Raw genomic sequence first — 14,945 nt, 5'->3', positions numbered from 1 at the left:
AACCACGGCTCAGAGCAGCGGAACGCCCGTTTTCGCCTGCACCGCCTCGCGGGTGACACCAGGGGCCAGCTCCACCAGCTTCAGGCCTTCAGGGGTGACGTCCATCACCGCCAGGTCGGTGATGATGCGGTCCACCACGCCCACGCCCGTCAAAGGCAGGGTGCAGTTCGGCAAAATCTTCAGGTCTTCGGTGCCGTCTTTCTTCTTGGCCACGTGCTCCATCAGCACGATCACGCGCTTGACGCCGGCCACCAGGTCCATCGCGCCGCCCATGCCCTTGACCATCTTGCCGGGGATCATCCAGTTGGCGAGGTCGCCCTTTTCGCTCACCTGCATGGCGCCCAGGATGGACAGGTTGATCTTGCCGCCGCGGATCATGGCAAAGCTCTCGTGGCTGCCGAAGATGCTGCTGCCCTTGATGGTGGTCACCGTTTGCTTGCCGGCGTTGATCAGGTCGGCATCGACCTCGTCTTCGGTGGGGAAAGGGCCAATGCCCAGCATGCCGTTTTCGGACTGCAGCCACACTTCCTTGTCAGCGGGCACGTGGTTGGCCACGAGTGTGGGAATGCCGATGCCCAGGTTCACATAAAACCCGTCTTCCAACTCGTGGGCGGCACGGGCGGCCATTTGGTCTTGATTCCAGCTCATGTTCAGGCTCCTGATATTTCGATGGCGGCGGGCTTACACGCCCGCCTTTTCAGTGATCGTGCGCTTCTCAATCCGCTTTTCGGGCGAGGCATTGAGCACGATGCGGTGCACATAAATGCCGGGCAGGTGCACCTGATCCGGGGCGATGGCGCCGGTTTCCACAATTTCTTCCACTTCGACCACGCAAACTTTTCCGGCCATGGCCACGGCGGGGTTGAAGTTACGCGCGGTGAAGCGGAACTGCAGGTTGCCCGACTTGTCCGCCCGGTGCGCTTTGACCAGCGACACATCGGGCAACAGCGAGCGCTCCATGACGTAGGTTTCGCCATCGAACTCACGCAGCTCCTTACCGTCGGCCACGATGGTGCCCACACCGGTTTTGGTAAAGAAAGCCGGAATGCCCGCGCCACCCGCACGCAGCTTTTCAGCCAAGGTGCCCTGGGGGGTGAACTCCAGCTCCAGCTCGCCCGCAAGGTACTGGCGCTCGAATTCCTTGTTTTCGCCCACGTAGGAGCTGATCATTTTTTTGATCTGGCGGGTCTCCAGCAGCTTGCCTAGCCCAAAGCCGTCGACACCAGCGTTGTTGGAAATGGCGGTCAGGTTCTTGGCGCCGCTGTCGCGCAGCGCGTCAATCAAGGCCTCGGGAATGCCGCACAGGCCGAAGCCGCCCACGCCGAGCAACTGGCCGTCCTGGATGATGCCTTCAAGCGCTTTGGTGGCGCTGGGATAAATCTTGTTCACTGCGCGTATCTCCTATGTAGATAGAAACAACTGGGCGCTACGATACTACGTAACTGCATACGTAGTTCCCCGTAAAGCCTTTCCCTCCCCCGTACCTGCATGGACATTGACTACCGCCAAGCCTTCGACCTCGCGCCCGTGGGGCTCGCCCTGTCCCGCAACCGCACCATGATCGATTGCAACCAACATCTGTGCGACATGTTCGGTGCCAGCAAGGAGCAGATGGTGGGCCAGTCGTTTCAGGTGCTGTACCCGAGCGCAGACGAGTTCGAGCGCCTGGGTGCCCGCATGGCACCCCTGCTGAACCGCAATGGAACCTATGCAGATGACCGGATCATGAAACGGCTGGCCGGCCGCTTCCAAGGCGAAACCTTCTGGTGCCATGTGAGCGGTCGGGCCCTGAACCCGAGCGCCCCGCACGAAGCCGGCATTTGGACCTTTGAAGACCTTAGCGCCCTGCGGCCGGTGCGTGCCGAACTCACCCCCCGCGAGCGGGAAGTCGCGGCCTACCTCATGCAGGGCCAAACCTCCAAGCAAATCGGCAAAACGCTAGAAATCAGCCACCGCACGGTGGAAATCTACCGCGCCCGCCTAATGCGCAAATACAAGGCATCCACCACCGCCGACCTGGTGCACAAACTCATGGCAGGTTGAGGCCGGGCCGTCAGCGTGCTGGCGCACGGAGCATTCGCGTGAATTGCGTAAATCGGGTTGCTTTGTAGTAATTGGCATGAATTTTCCGGTTTATTACACACCCATGCCCTCCATGCTGGGTCAGAATGGGTTGGCTGATTTGTTTTTACGTGAACAACCCTGAAGGACCCAAGCTGTGGAATTTCTTAACCGTTGGAGCGTCAAGGCGCGACTGGCTTCTATCTTCACGTTTTTAGGCCTGTCTGTTGCGGCAGTGGCATTCATTGCACTGAGCGCACTGAGCAAATCGCAAGCCAATTTCGAGCGACAGGTGGACCAGCTCGACGTCATTCAGCGGCTGGGGGAAAACGTGCTGGACGCGGCCAACGCCCGCGCCGTGTTTGCCCGCAACCTGGTGATTGCCGCCTCGGAAGAGCGCATACAACTCAACAAAGGCCTGATTGAAAAGGCACACGGCGATGTGCAAAAGCAGCTCAAGGCGTTGCACGAGGCGGTTGACAAACTGGAGCCCCAAGACCCCGCACTGCAGACGGCCCTGGACGCAATTGCCAAAACCGAAGCACTGTACGGCCCGGTCGCCCTGGACATTACCCAACTGGGCGCCACCGGCCAGCGCAACACGGCGATTGCCAAAATCAACGCGGAATGCCAGCCGCTGCTGGATCGCTTGGTCGGCGAAATCGACAAATTCAACGACGAAGCCAACCGCATCGGGCAAGCGGGTGTGGCGAACTCCAAAGCCGAATTCAGCCAACTGCGTACCTCACTACTGATCGCGGTCATTGTGGTGCTGGGCATCTCGGGCTTCATGGGCGTAGCCACCCGGCGCTCGATCACCCAGCCGCTGTCCGAAGCCAAACTGGCGACCGATGCGTTTTCGGAGGGCGACCTGTCCAAACCCCTGCATGTTCAGGGTAAAGACGAAATTGCCGCCATGGTGGCCTCGCTGGAGCGCATGCGCCAGAACCTCACAGGCCTGGTGTCGACAGTGCGTGAGGGGGCAGATGCCGTCTCCACCGCGAGTGCCGAAATTGCCCAGGGCAACCACGACCTGTCCGCCCGCACCGAGAGCCAGGCCAGTGCGCTGGAAGAAACCGCTGCCAGCATGGAGGAGCTGTCCTCCACCGTGAAGCAAAACGCCGACAACGCGCAGCAAGCCAACCAACTGGCACAGCAAGCCTCCCACGTGGCCACGCAAGGCGGTGGCGCGGTGCTGGAGGTGGTGAGCACCATGCGCGGTATCAGCGATAGCTCCAAAAAGATTGCCGACATCATCAGCGTGATCGATGGCATTGCCTTCCAGACCAATATCCTCGCGCTCAATGCCGCCGTGGAGGCCGCACGTGCCGGCGAGCAAGGCCGGGGTTTTGCAGTGGTGGCCAGCGAGGTCCGCTCACTGGCAGGCCGCTCTGCCGAGGCCGCTAAAGAAATCAAAACCCTCATCAATGACAGCGTGGAGCGCATCGAACGGGGCAGCACCCTGGCCGATCAGGCCGGCGCCACCATGGATGGCGTGGTGCAGAGCATCAAGCGGGTAACGGACATCATGGGCGAGATCAGCTCGGCCAGCAAAGAGCAGAGCTCGGGCGTCTCTCAAGTGGGCGAGGCGGTCACGCAAATGGACCAGGCCACCCAGCAAAACGCCGCCCTGGTGGAAGAAATGGCGGCCGCCGCCAGCAGCATGCGCAGCCAGGCCAACGACCTGGTGCAGGCGGTGTCCGTCTTCAAACTACGCTAGGGCTGGCCAGCGCCCAAGCGGGCGCGCAGCTCGGCGTTTTCCATCTCCAGCACCTCGACCTGCTGCTCCGCCAAACCCAGTTGGAGCAGCGCGGTCTGCAGCTCGGCAGTCAAGCGCTCTACGTCGGCTTGGAGCGCGTCTGCCACCGCGGTCACCTTGTCTCGGGTGGCGTCGCGGGTGCCTGCTAGGCCGGCCGTCACCCCATCCAACCACGCCAGTATTTGCACCCGTGTGGTGTCTTTGTGCAAGGGGGTTTGCAGGGTGGCTTTTTTCACATCCGCGCGACGGCACAACTCCGACTGGGTGACCCGACCATGGTTGTAGGGGTACACACCCTGGTGCGCCGCAATCTCGGCCTCTATGTCTGCCATGGCTTTGCGCAGGCGGGCAAGGGCCGCTTCGGTACGGGGGTTAGTGTCTTCGTGGGAGGGAAGGTAGTGCTTGTCGCTCATGGGGCTGAAGGCTAAATCAAATTCCGCATGGCCCGCGCGGTTTCCTGCAGCACGGGCAGCACACGACGCACCGCGTCGTCTGTGCTCTCGTTGCCCATGGGCATGGTCACATTGAGTGCCCCCAAAAGAGCGCCATGCCGGTCAATCAGCGGCACGGCCACACCGCGGTGGTTGAGCTCCAGCTGCTGCTCCGACACCGCCCAGCCCTGCTGCCGGATGCGGGCCAGCTCCACCCGCATGCGGTCTTTGCTGGCAATGGTGTGCGAGGTGTAGGCTTTGAATTCGTGTTGCTGAATCCAGTCCTCCAGCCACTGCGGGTCGCGCATGGCCAAGATCAGCATGCCCGCCGAAGTCACTTGCGCCTGCACCCGCGAGCCCAGCACATAGCCGGTATTCATGGTGCGGTTGCTGCCATTGCGGGCGATGTAGACGATTTCCTCGCCATCCATCACGCTCACATACGCAATCTCTTGGGTGCCGGCGGTCACCCGCTGCAAAAAAGGCTGCACCACCCGCGGCAGTCGGGCGCTCTCCAGGTAAGACTGGCCGATGCGCAGCACCCGGGGCGTGAGCCAGAACAACTTGCCGTCCCCCGCCACATAGCCCAAATACTGCAGGGTGAGCAGGTAGCGCCGGGCCGCCGTGCGGGTCATGCCGCAGCGTTCGCCGGCTTGGCTGGCCGTCATGCGGGGGTGGGCATCGTCAAAGGCCTCAATCAAACCCAGGCCTTTTTCCAGGCCGGCAATCCAATCCTTTTTGTCGAGCGCAGGGGCGTCAATGCCGGCAATCGGGGGGCGCACAGGCAGACGTGCAAAGGGGCTGATGGCAAGTTCAGTAGACATGGGCTCGATTCTGGGGAGGGCTGAAAAAGCGGTCTGCCTAGTACTAACCCGCGTTACAAACGATTATCGAACAACAATGAACGATGAACGCTCAAATTTAGGTTTTTCTGCTTTCTTTCCACAATCCCAGTCGCTAAAGTTCGCTCCGAACCAGCCTATTCGTCCGACTAGCGAACAAGCGGTCACCGCAACTCAACCACACACCACCAGGAGACAAGAGTCATGCAAAAACGGAACACTCTCAAATTGATAGCTGCCTGCGCAATGCTGATGGGCGCTAGCACTGCATTTAGCCAAGACACCATCAAGATCGCCAACATCGTGGAGCTGTCCGGCGGTGGCGCTTCGGCCGGTACCAACTTCAAAAACGGCGTGGAGCTGGCGGTGAAAGAGATCAATGCCTCCGGCGGCGTCTTGGGCAAGAAGATCCAGACCATCACCTCCGATACCCAATCCAACCCCGGCGTGGCCAAGGGCCTGACCCAAAAGGCGGTGGACGATGACGTGTTCGCCATCTTCGGCCCCGTGTTCTCCGGCTCCATCATGGTGTCCATGGCGGAAAGCCGCCGCGCCGAAATCCCCAACTTCACCGGTGGCGAAGCTGCCAGCATCACCATGCAGGGCAACCCCTACATCTTCCGCACCAGCTTCACCCAAGCCACCGCCATGCCGAAAGTGGCCCGCTACATGAGCGAGCAGGCCAAGCTCAAGAACATTGCCATCATTTACGTGAACAACGATTTCGGCAAAGGCGGCCTGGACATGGTGAAGAAGGCGCTGGCCACCTCTGGCACCAAGATCGCTGCTGAAATCTCGACCGACGCCGGCCAGGTGGATTTCTCCGCCGCCGTGCTCAAGGCCAAGCAGAGCAACGCCGACGGCGTGTTCGTCTACACAAATGAAGAAGAGTCCGCCCGCGCCCTGCGCGAACTGCGCAAGCAAGGCTGGAACAAGCCCATCATCGGCGAGACCACCCTCACCGGCCAAAAGGTCATTGAGTTGGCCGGCGAAGCGGCCAACGGCGCGGTGGCCCACGTGGGCCTGACGGTGGATGCCCCCATCCCCGCCGTGCGCGCTTTCCGCGCCAAGTTTGAGCGTGAGTACAAATACATCTCTGACCACAACGGCATGAAGGGCTACTCCGGTATCTACACCCTCAAAGCCGCCATCGAAAAAGTCGGCAAACTGGACCGCAAGGCCGTGGCCAACGCCCTGCACAGCCTGGTCGTGACCACCGACAAGGAACCCGGCATTTTGATGAACGTGGCCTTTGACCAGAACGGCGACCTGGACCGCGAAAGCTTCCTGGTGGAAGTGAAAAACGGCAAGCAGGAAGTCGTCGCCACCCTGCCCCCCCTGAACCCGATTGCGGTGAACAAACCTGCTACCGCAGCGGCCAAGCCCGCAGCCCCCGCCAAGAAGTAATGGCCTCAGCCACGCCGGCCCGCAGCCACGCTGCAGGGGGCCGGGGTGGCTTTTTTTGCCCAAAGGGGACTCCATGACCGATTTTCTTCAACTCTTTTTCAGTGGAATGGCCACCGGCGCCATTTACTCCTTGGCCGCCCTGGGCTTTACGCTCTTGTGGCAGGCCAGCGGCACCATCAACTTCGCCCAGGGCGAGTTTGTGATGCTGCCCGCCTTTATGATGCTGGGCTTTTTGAGCATGGGCGCGCCCTTGGCAGTGAGCTTTGCCATGACCGTGGTGCTGGCCGTGTTTCTGCTGGGCTGGGTGTTCAAGCGCGGCTTGGTGGACCCCTTGTTCAAGTTCGGCATGATGCCCATCGTGGTGGCCACCATCGGCCTGTCGATTGCCATGCGCAACGGCCTGCGCGCCGGCTACAGCGCCGAAGCCCACCCCTTCCCCAGTTTGTTTGCCGACACCTTGTTCAACATTGCCGGCGTGACCATCACCCTGGCCGATGTGGGCACCTTCGGGCTCGCTCTGGTGCTGGTGTTTGCCACCCAGGCCTTCATGACCAAAACCGTGACCGGCCGCGCCATGCAGGCCGTGGCGCAAAACACCGAGAGCGCCAGCGTGTTGGGCATCAACGTGCCGCGCATGATTTTTTACGCATTTGCCATCAACGCGCTGCTGGCCGTGGCCGCCGCCTTGTTGGTCACCCCAACCTACCTGGCCAAGTTCGACATGGGTGAGTCCCTGGGCAACAAGGCTTTCTTCGCAGCCATCATCGGCGGCTTCAACAATTCCCGTGGCGCGCTCTTGGGCGGCCTGATTGTGGGTGTGTGCGAGAACCTGGCAGCCGCCTACATCTCCCCCGCCTACAAAGACGCCGTGGCGCTGGTGATCTTCATGGTCGTGATTTTGTTCAAGCCGCAAGGGCTGCTGGGCAAAAAAGTGGAACGCAAGGTCTAAGCCTCTGCAGAAAGACACCATCATGAAAAAACTCACTCCTCTTTTGATAGCTGCTTGCGCAGTTCTGCTGCTGGCTGCGCCGCCTTTTCTTAAAAACTACGGCATTTACCTGCTGTCGTATTGGCTGGTGTTCGTCATCGCCACCATGGGCCTGAACCTCACCGTGGGCTACGCCGGGCAAAAGTCCTTGGGCCACGCCGCCTTCTTCGGCATCGGTGCCTACACCGTGGCCATCATGATGAAGGCCGGCCTCAGCTTCTGGGTGGGCTTGCCTGCTGCCGCGCTGATTTGCTTTTTTGTGGGCATCGCACTGGGCTTTCCGGCACTGCGCGTGCAAACCATTTACCTGGCCTTTGCCACCCTGGGCTTCAACACCGCCGTCTGGCTGGTGATGCGCAATGAAGAGTGGCTCACCGGCGGCACCTTCGGCATCAACAACATTGCCCGCCCCAGCCTGGCCGGCTTCTCGCTCGAAGGCAACCTGGCCTATTACTACTTTGTGCTGGGCACTGCCGTGCTGCTGGGCGGCCTGCAATGGGGCCTGCTGCGCAGCCCCTGGGGCAAGGCCTTCACGGCGCTGCGCGACAACCCGATTCGCGCCGAGAGCCTGGGCATCAACACCCGCAGCTATACCCTTCTGAGCTTTGCCATCGGCGCGGTATACGCCGGTATTGCCGGTGTCTTGTTTGCCTCGCTGGTGCAGTTCATTGAGCCTGCGCCGTTCACCGTGGGCGCGTCCATCATGATGTACCTCATGGTGGTGGTGGGTGGCCCGGGCTACTTCCTCGGCCCGCTGCTGGGCTCTGCCGTGGGTGTGATCCTGCCCGAGTGGCTGCGCTTTGCGCAGGCCTGGTACCTGTTTGTCTTCGGCGCCGCCGTGGTGCTGCTGATGATCTGGCTGCCTGATGGTTTGCTGAGCATTCCCGACCGTATCAAGGCCAAGCGCCAAGCCCGCGAAGCCAGCGCCGCACGCGCTGCCGCCGCCCAACAACAGGGAGCCAAGTGATGAGCCACCCGGTCCTTAAAGTAACCAACATCAAAAAATCCTACGGCGCCATCCAAGCCGTCGGCGGTGTGTCGTTTGAAGTCATGCCCGGAGAAATCTTCGGCGTGATCGGGCCCAACGGCTCGGGCAAAACGACCCTGTTCAACTCCATGCTGGGCCAGATCACGCCTGATGAAGGCAAGATCGAACTCAACGGCCAGGATGTCACGCAGGCAGGCCCACTGGAACTCAACCGCCGCGGCGTGGGCCGCACCTTCCAGACCCTGCAAGTGTTTGGCAAGATGAGCGTGCGCGACAACCTGATCGTCGCGGCCCAGGAGCACCAAGGCTCCATGCTCAGCCGCATGTTCGCCCCCTCCGATTCGGGTCTGGGCGCCAAAGCTGATGCGCTGATCGACCAGTTCCACATCCGCCACGTGGCCGACAAAAAGGCCGGCGAGCTGTCCTACGGCCAGCAAAAGCTGGTGGACATTGCCATGGCCTTCATGAGCGAGCCCGACCTGGTGCTACTCGATGAACCCTGCGCCGGGGTGAACCCCAGCCTGGTGGGCGGCATCAGCACCCTGCTGAAAGAGCTCAACCGCAACCCGAAGTTCGGCAAGAAGAGCTCTTTTGTGGTGATCGAGCACAACATGGATTTCGTGATGGACCTGTGCCACCGCATCATGGTGATGGTCGAGGGCCAGGTCATGGCCATCGGCACACCCGAAGAAATCCGCAACAACAAGCAAGTCCTTGACGCTTACCTCGGGAGCTGAAGCATGACAACAGATACCTGTATTGAATTCAAGGACGTGGTGGCGGGCTACAAGGATTTCATGATCCTGAATAACCTGTCCTTCCAAGCCAAACGCGGCACCATCACCCTGCTGCTGGGCCCCAATGGCGCGGGTAAGTCCACCGTGCTCAAAACCCTGTTCGGCTTGCTCAAGCCACGCCAGGGCGACATCCTGCTCGACGGCGTGAGCGTGGCCGGTGCCAGCCAAAAGGCCTTGCTGGCACACGGCATTGCCTTTGTGCCGCAGGGCCGCAACCTGTTCGGCCAGCTCAGCGTGTACGAGAACCTGGAGTTGGGCGGTATTACGTTAGGCATGAAGACCACGCACGAGCGCATTCCGGAAGTGCTGGAATTCTTCCCCCGCGTGAAGCAGCGTCTGCACTCGCCGGCAGCGGCCCTGTCCGGCGGTGAGCAAAAGCAGCTCGAAATCGGCCGCGCTTTGCTCTTGCGCCCCAAAGTAATTTTGATTGACGAGCCCTCCATCGGCCTCTCGCCCATGGTGGTGGCCGATGTGTTCAAGCTGCTGCGCAAGCTGGCCGACCAGGGCACCACGGTGCTGATGGTGGAACAAAACGTGAAGAGCGCGCTCAAAATTTCCGACGAAGCCATTGCGCTCGAATCCGGCCGCCTGGTGCTGCAAAAGCCGGCATCCGAATTGCTGGCAGACCCGCATATCGAGCGGTTGTTTTTGGGCGGTGCACACACCACGGCGGCACCTGCTGCCGCTACGGTGTAACCATTTTCTTTTTTTACTTTTTGACGACCGGGAGAATCCATGACAAACACCCCACGCCCCAGCGGCGCAGACCGCGAACACATTGACGAAGGCCCCAACCCCCTGGGGCTGGAAGGCATTGAATTCATTGAGTACGCCACGTCCAAACCGCAAGCGCTGGGCCAGGTGTTGGAGGCCATGGGCTTCCGCCCGATTGCACGCCACCGCTCGCGCGAGGTGCTGCTGTACCGCCAAGGCGATGTGAACGTCATCGTCAACGCCCACGGCCGGGGCGCCGCGCTGACTGAAAAGCCGGTGATCGCCGCCATCGCCCTGCGGGTGCAAGACGCGTCTGCCGCCTACAAGCGCGCGCTGGACCGTGGTGCCTGGGCCGTACCGGTGCAGGTGGAAGTGATGGAGCTGCACATCCCCGCCGTGCATGGCGTGGGCAACAGCCGCATCTACTTTGTGGATCGCCACCGTGAGTTCTCGATTTACGACGTGGACTTCACCCCCGTGCCCGCAGTCGACAAAAACCCACCCGCCATCACCGGCCTGCACTTTTTCGGTGTGGTGCAGTACATCGGCAACGACCGCGTGGACGACTGGACCGAGTTTTACGGCGCCCTCTTCGGCTTCACCGCGCTGGAGCCCGAAACCCGCTTCGGCATCCTGCCCAAAGGCCGGATTTTGCAAAGCCCGTGCAAAACCTTTTACCTGCAACTCATTGAGCCCGAACCCGGCGTGCTGGACGTGGAAGACGATGAGTGCTTCCAGCGCATCGGCCTGGGCACCCCGGATGTGCAAGCCACGGTGGCGGCCCTGCGCCAGCGGGGGGTGGACTTTGTGCCCAGCAAAGACGCGAGCCAGGACAGCAAGGGCGCGCTCACCCGCCCCACCATGGGCAATGCCATGTTTGAGCTGGTTCACCAAGTGCGGGGTTGAACACCATGAGCCAATTTGAAGGCAAATTTGACGACTTCGGGATGGACACCATCACGCTGGCCGGGCCCCTGAAGGCCAAGCTGGACGCCATGAAGGCGGCCGGCTTTACCCAGGTGATGCTGCTGGCCCGTGACTTGGTAAGCCACCCCGAGGGCTGGCGCGCAGCGGTGCAAGAGGTCAAGGACAGCGGCCTGCGCGTGACCGGCTTTCAGGTGCTGCGCGACTTTGAGGGCCTCTCCGGCCACCTGCATGACTACAAGGTCGACATCGCCAAAAGCATGATGGAGATGTGCGCGGCCCTGGACTGCCGGGTGATGCTGGCCTGCTCCAGCACCTCCACCCACGCCACCGGTGACACCGACAAACTGGTGCAGGACCTGCGCAAGCTGGCCATGCTGGCAATTCCGATGAACATCAAAATCGCGTTCGAGGCCCTGTCATGGGGCCGCAACGTGAACGAGTTCCCCCAGGCGTGGGACCTCATCATGCAAGCCGACATGCCCAACCTGGGTTTGGGCTTTGACTCCTTCCACCTGTTTGCTACCAAGACCCCGCTGGACGAGTTGGAGATTCTGGACCCCAGCAAGATCTTTCTAGTGCAGCTGGCCGACTTCATGTGGAACGAAATCAAAACGGTCGAGGAGCGCATCACCACGGCGCGCACCTTCCGCGTGTTCCCCGGCGAAGGCGTGCACAGCGAGGCTCTGGCGGAACTCGTGCTCAAGCTGCACCAGCTGGGCTATCGCGGTGACTACAGCTTTGAGGTATTCAACGACGACTACCAGCAGATGCCGCTGGAAACCGTGGCTGCCCGCGCGCGTCGCGCTGCCCTGTGGCTGGGCGAAGATGTGCTGCGCCGCTCGGTCCCCCTGCCCAACCAGATGCGCCTGCGCCAGGCTCGCGCCTGAGGCGCTGAGCCCAGCCCCGCCGCATCCACCGACCCGCCCGCCATGAGCAGTGTGTTTGACGACTTTTTGTACCCGCCCGAGGTGCTGGAGTCCTTCGGGGCGCAGCGCTTTGTGGCGGCCATGCTGCGGGTCGAAGCCGCACTCGCCCAAGCGCAGGCGGATGCGGGCGTGATTCCGGCCGACGCGGCCCGCTCCATTGTGGGCACCTGCAAAGCCGAGCTGTTTGATGCGCCCCGCATCGTGCGCGACAGCGCCAGCTCCGGCAGCCTGGCCGACCCACTGGTCAAAAGCCTGCAGGACACGGTGGGCCTGTTCAACCCGGCTGCGGTGCCCTATGTGCACTTCCGCATCACCCGGCAAGACTTGGTGGACACCACCATGGCCCTGATGACCCGGCAGGTGGTGGCGCAAACACGGCACTACGTGCAAAGCTGCATCACGCCCCTGCAAGCACCGCTGCGCCTTGCCCATGCCGCCGCACTCCAGCGCGCACTGCAGCGCCTGGAGCTCAGCACCGGGCAGGCGCTGGCGGTGCAACTAGGCGGCATGCGGGCCCAGTTGCCGGAGCACGGGCCGGCGGTGCAAGACCGCGTGGCCGCCCTGCTCGGGCTGGCGGTGCCACCCGATGCGTGGGACATCCAACGCGACACCTGGGTCGCACTGGGCTGCGATATCGCCTTGCTGACCGGGAGCCTGGGCACCCTGGCAAGCGCCCTGGTGCGCGAGGCAGGTGCCGCCGACCCCCCTGCCAGCTGCCTGATGGCACTGGCCATGGCCCGCCGCGCACCGCAGAGGCTGGCCGGCCTGCTGGGCTCCATGCCCCATGCCCACACCCGGGGCCTGGGTGTTTGGCAAGCCGACCAGAGCGACTGGACGCAGCTGCTCATGTCCGCCCATGCCAGTGCCTGGGGCTTGGCACAAACGCTATTAAAAAAGTAGCACATCCCGCAGATGGGACGGGCGCTAGCGGTCTAAAAGATGCCTAACTGCGCCATCAGGGCTTCCGGGAGCGGTTTGCTGTCGAATTTTGTTTAATTTAATTATTTACAATGAATTAATTGCTTTTTTAATAAATAAAATTAAAATGGCGGCATCTGTTCCACTCACCCGTTACTGCCATGTCCCTCACCGCTACTGCCCCCGTATCCACCACCAGCCTGCCCGTGGGCCAAGCCCCCAGCCAGGTGTATGAGTACCTGGCCTTCAAAATCGGCCAAGAGGAGTACGGCGTCGACATCCTGCGGGTGCAAGAAATCCGGTCCTACGAAAAGCCCACCGCCCTGGCCAATATGCCCGAGTCGCTCAAAGGTGTGATCAACCTGCGCGGCGTGATCGTGCCTATCATCGACATGCGCATCAAATTCCGCCAGGAGCAGGCGCTGTACAACGAGCTGACCGTGGTGATCGTGCTCAATGTGGGCAACCGCATCGTGGGCGCGGTGGTGGACAGCGTGTCTGACGTGGTCACCCTGGAGCCCCACCACTTGAAGCCCGCGCCAGCCTTTGGCAATGGCTTTCAGCCCGGCCACATCACCGCGCTGGGCTCGGTGGATGACCGCATGTTGATCCTGCTGAATATGGACCAGCTGCTGGAAGGCGAAGAGGCGCTGCGCTCTTACGCCCTGACGCACTAAACATCCGCCCTGCGTGCGCCTGCTGCGGGCGTCTGAATGAGTGTGTTCCCCGCCCGCGCTCCTTTTTTTACAGTGAAACATCGGCACCGCATTGGTGCCTTCGCGGTCACAACAAGGAGCCCGGACCCATGCCTTATTCCCGCTGGATTGTCGCCAGCTCGTTGGTGGACGAATACGGCATTGCACTGCCCCCGGTGATCGAGGCGGCCTATTTCCAGGCCGACAACTCGGCCCACAGCGGGCTCCACGGCATCACGCTGTTTGCCAATGGGCATGTGATGCAACTCATTGAAGGCGACACCGAGGCCCTCCACCACGCCATGCGTAACCTGCGCAACCAGAGCAAGTTGTTTGGCATGGTGCCGGTGCTGCGCGAAAAAACACCTGCCCTGCAAGCCCGGGGCGTGGCCGTTGGCGTGAGCCGCTTTGCGGACGAAATCGCCGGCCAGCTGCCGGGCGAGGTGCAAGTGTTTCCACTCAACGCGGAGGAGGTCTGCAAGCGCACCGCCCCGGGCAAGGTACGCGACATGCTGCTGGATTTCATCTAAGCCCCCACGCGCGCCAGCGCACGGACACCCCGGGCCACCAGGCAGACCATGGTGTTTTTGGAGCCGTCTTACCCCGGGCACCATGGCACTCACCACCCGCTCCACCGCTTGTGCGAATGAATGTGTTTGCAAGAAAACGCATTCACCGGACACTGCGACGGTGACTAAAAACAAGATCAATTACAAACTTATCGTCGGAAAGCGTATCAAGGGTTTAAGGCAAGACGCTGAGATATCTCAGGAGGTTCTGTCAGAGCGCTGCGGCATTTACCGTACCTACCTCAGTCGTATCGAATCCGGCTCCGCCAACCCCACCTTGCTGGTCTTGGTGGCACTCGCCGACTCTTTGGGCGTGCCGCCCCGCGAGCTGCTGGTGGAAGCCTAAGCGCGCTCCCCGCACTCAGGCAGGCGGCGCCACCACCTCACTCGCCGAGCGAAACGCCTCCACCGCCGCCGGCACACCACAGTACACGGTGGCGTGCAGCAGCACTTCTTGAATCTCGGCCACCGACGCTCCGTTATTCAGCGCGCCACGCACATGGCCTTTGAGCTCGTTCTGCTTGCCCAGCGCCGTGAGCATGGCCACGGTGATCAGGCTGCGGGTCTTGAGGTCCAGGCCCGGGCGCTGCCACACATCGCCCCACGCGGCGCGGGTAATGTGCTCTTGCAGCGGTGCCGTGAAGGGCGTGGCATTGGCCAACGCGGCGTCCACAAACGCATCCCCCATCACCTGCCTGCGCATGGCCAGGCCTTGGGCAAAGGCTTCGGGGTGGCGGCTCTCCGGCAAGGGATGGACGGGCGGGTTCACCGGCTGGGTCATGTCACAGGCTCCTGGGCAAAAAAACCCATGTTAGCCCGCGTGCCACTGCCCCAGGTGAGACAAGAGCACGATCAAGCCCGTGCCGTTGATGACGATACCTGCGCTGGCTTTGAGATGTTTCATGGTGTGGCACTCCTGTGGA

At 61.8% G+C, this 14,945-nt stretch carries 18 protein-coding genes; 13 read left to right on the top strand and 5 right to left on the bottom strand.

What is annotated here, in order from left to right:
• Positions 1–9: 9 nt before the first annotated feature.
• Positions 10–648 (bottom strand): 3-oxoacid CoA-transferase subunit B, encoded by a 639-nt coding sequence (locus FDM28_RS10665; protein ID WP_138515117.1) that lies wholly within the window; start codon positions 646–648, stop codon positions 10–12.
• 33 nt (positions 649–681) lie between these two features.
• Complete coding sequence (locus tag FDM28_RS10660) at positions 682–1,389, bottom strand: CoA transferase subunit A (RefSeq protein ID WP_138515116.1); 708 nt, start codon at positions 1,387–1,389, stop codon at positions 682–684.
• A 99-nt stretch (positions 1,390–1,488) separates the two neighbouring features.
• Here FDM28_RS10660 and FDM28_RS10655 point away from each other — a divergent pair, with 99 nt between their 5' ends.
• Together FDM28_RS10655 and FDM28_RS18130 are read left to right on the top strand one after the other, a co-directional pair.
• Entirely contained in the window at positions 1,489–2,043 is a 555-nt protein-coding gene (locus FDM28_RS10655) for a PAS and helix-turn-helix domain-containing protein (protein WP_138515115.1), read from the top strand.
• Between the two features lie 175 nt (positions 2,044–2,218).
• Positions 2,219–3,781, top strand: coding sequence for a methyl-accepting chemotaxis protein (locus FDM28_RS18130; RefSeq protein WP_138515114.1), 1,563 nt, complete (start codon positions 2,219–2,221; stop codon positions 3,779–3,781).
• Here FDM28_RS18130 and FDM28_RS10645 read toward each other — a convergent pair.
• Positions 3,778–4,233, bottom strand: coding sequence for a hypothetical protein (locus FDM28_RS10645; RefSeq protein ID WP_138515113.1), 456 nt, complete (start codon positions 4,231–4,233; stop codon positions 3,778–3,780). The genes FDM28_RS18130 and FDM28_RS10645 overlap by 4 nt on opposite strands.
• Positions 4,234–4,244: 11 nt before the next feature.
• On the bottom strand, positions 4,245–5,075 hold the full coding sequence (locus tag FDM28_RS10640; protein ID WP_138515112.1) for an IclR family transcriptional regulator domain-containing protein: 831 nt from the start codon (positions 5,073–5,075) through the stop codon (positions 4,245–4,247).
• Positions 5,076–5,297: 222 nt separating this feature from the next.
• Between FDM28_RS10640 and FDM28_RS10635 the strand changes: the two genes are divergently transcribed.
• From FDM28_RS10635 to FDM28_RS10585, 11 genes are all read left to right on the top strand, one after another.
• A complete protein-coding gene (locus FDM28_RS10635) occupies positions 5,298–6,500 on the top strand; it encodes an ABC transporter substrate-binding protein (protein WP_138515111.1) in 1,203 nt (400 codons plus the stop codon).
• A gap of 73 nt (positions 6,501–6,573) precedes the next feature.
• A complete protein-coding gene (locus FDM28_RS10630; protein WP_138515110.1) occupies positions 6,574–7,449 on the top strand; it encodes a branched-chain amino acid ABC transporter permease in 876 nt (291 codons plus the stop codon).
• Between the two features lie 22 nt (positions 7,450–7,471).
• On the top strand, positions 7,472–8,455 hold the full coding sequence (locus FDM28_RS10625; protein ID WP_138515109.1) for a branched-chain amino acid ABC transporter permease: 984 nt from the start codon (positions 7,472–7,474) through the stop codon (positions 8,453–8,455).
• Positions 8,455–9,213 (top strand): ABC transporter ATP-binding protein, encoded by a 759-nt coding sequence (locus FDM28_RS10620; protein WP_138515108.1) that lies wholly within the window; start codon positions 8,455–8,457, stop codon positions 9,211–9,213. The genes FDM28_RS10625 and FDM28_RS10620 overlap by 1 nt, the downstream gene beginning before the upstream one ends.
• 3 nt (positions 9,214–9,216) lie before the next feature.
• Positions 9,217–9,969: an ABC transporter ATP-binding protein gene (locus FDM28_RS10615; protein ID WP_138515107.1), complete on the top strand. Its 753-nt coding sequence runs from the start codon at positions 9,217–9,219 to the stop codon at positions 9,967–9,969.
• Between the two features lie 39 nt (positions 9,970–10,008).
• Complete coding sequence (locus tag FDM28_RS10610; protein ID WP_138515106.1) at positions 10,009–10,893, top strand: 4-hydroxyphenylpyruvate dioxygenase; 885 nt, start codon at positions 10,009–10,011, stop codon at positions 10,891–10,893.
• 5 nt (positions 10,894–10,898) lie between these two features.
• Positions 10,899–11,801 (top strand): sugar phosphate isomerase/epimerase family protein, encoded by a 903-nt coding sequence (locus FDM28_RS10605; protein WP_138515105.1) that lies wholly within the window; start codon positions 10,899–10,901, stop codon positions 11,799–11,801.
• Positions 11,802–11,843: 42 nt separating this feature from the next.
• On the top strand, positions 11,844–12,740 hold the full coding sequence (locus tag FDM28_RS10600) for a lyase family protein (protein WP_138515104.1): 897 nt from the start codon (positions 11,844–11,846) through the stop codon (positions 12,738–12,740).
• A gap of 179 nt (positions 12,741–12,919) precedes the next feature.
• Positions 12,920–13,435 (top strand): chemotaxis protein CheW, encoded by a 516-nt coding sequence (locus tag FDM28_RS10595; RefSeq protein WP_138515103.1) that lies wholly within the window; start codon positions 12,920–12,922, stop codon positions 13,433–13,435.
• A 128-nt stretch (positions 13,436–13,563) separates the two neighbouring features.
• On the top strand, positions 13,564–13,983 hold the full coding sequence (locus tag FDM28_RS10590; protein WP_138515102.1) for a hypothetical protein: 420 nt from the start codon (positions 13,564–13,566) through the stop codon (positions 13,981–13,983).
• A gap of 160 nt (positions 13,984–14,143) precedes the next feature.
• On the top strand, positions 14,144–14,368 hold the full coding sequence (locus FDM28_RS10585) for a helix-turn-helix domain-containing protein (RefSeq protein ID WP_206021948.1): 225 nt from the start codon (positions 14,144–14,146) through the stop codon (positions 14,366–14,368).
• 15 nt (positions 14,369–14,383) lie between these two features.
• Here FDM28_RS10585 and pcaC read toward each other — a convergent pair whose 3' ends face one another.
• The gene (gene pcaC / locus FDM28_RS10580) at positions 14,384–14,803 is read right to left on the bottom strand and encodes a 4-carboxymuconolactone decarboxylase (RefSeq protein WP_138515100.1); all 420 of its coding nucleotides are present in this window, start codon (positions 14,801–14,803) and stop codon (positions 14,384–14,386) included.
• Positions 14,804–14,945: the final 142 nt, after the last annotated feature.

The organism is Rhodoferax bucti (assembly GCF_005876985.1).
Classification (GTDB): Bacteria; Pseudomonadota; Gammaproteobacteria; order Burkholderiales; family Burkholderiaceae_C; genus Allorhodoferax; species Allorhodoferax bucti.
Note: the sequence above shows the minus strand (reverse complement) of the source record. Positions and strands in the feature narration are given on the sequence as shown.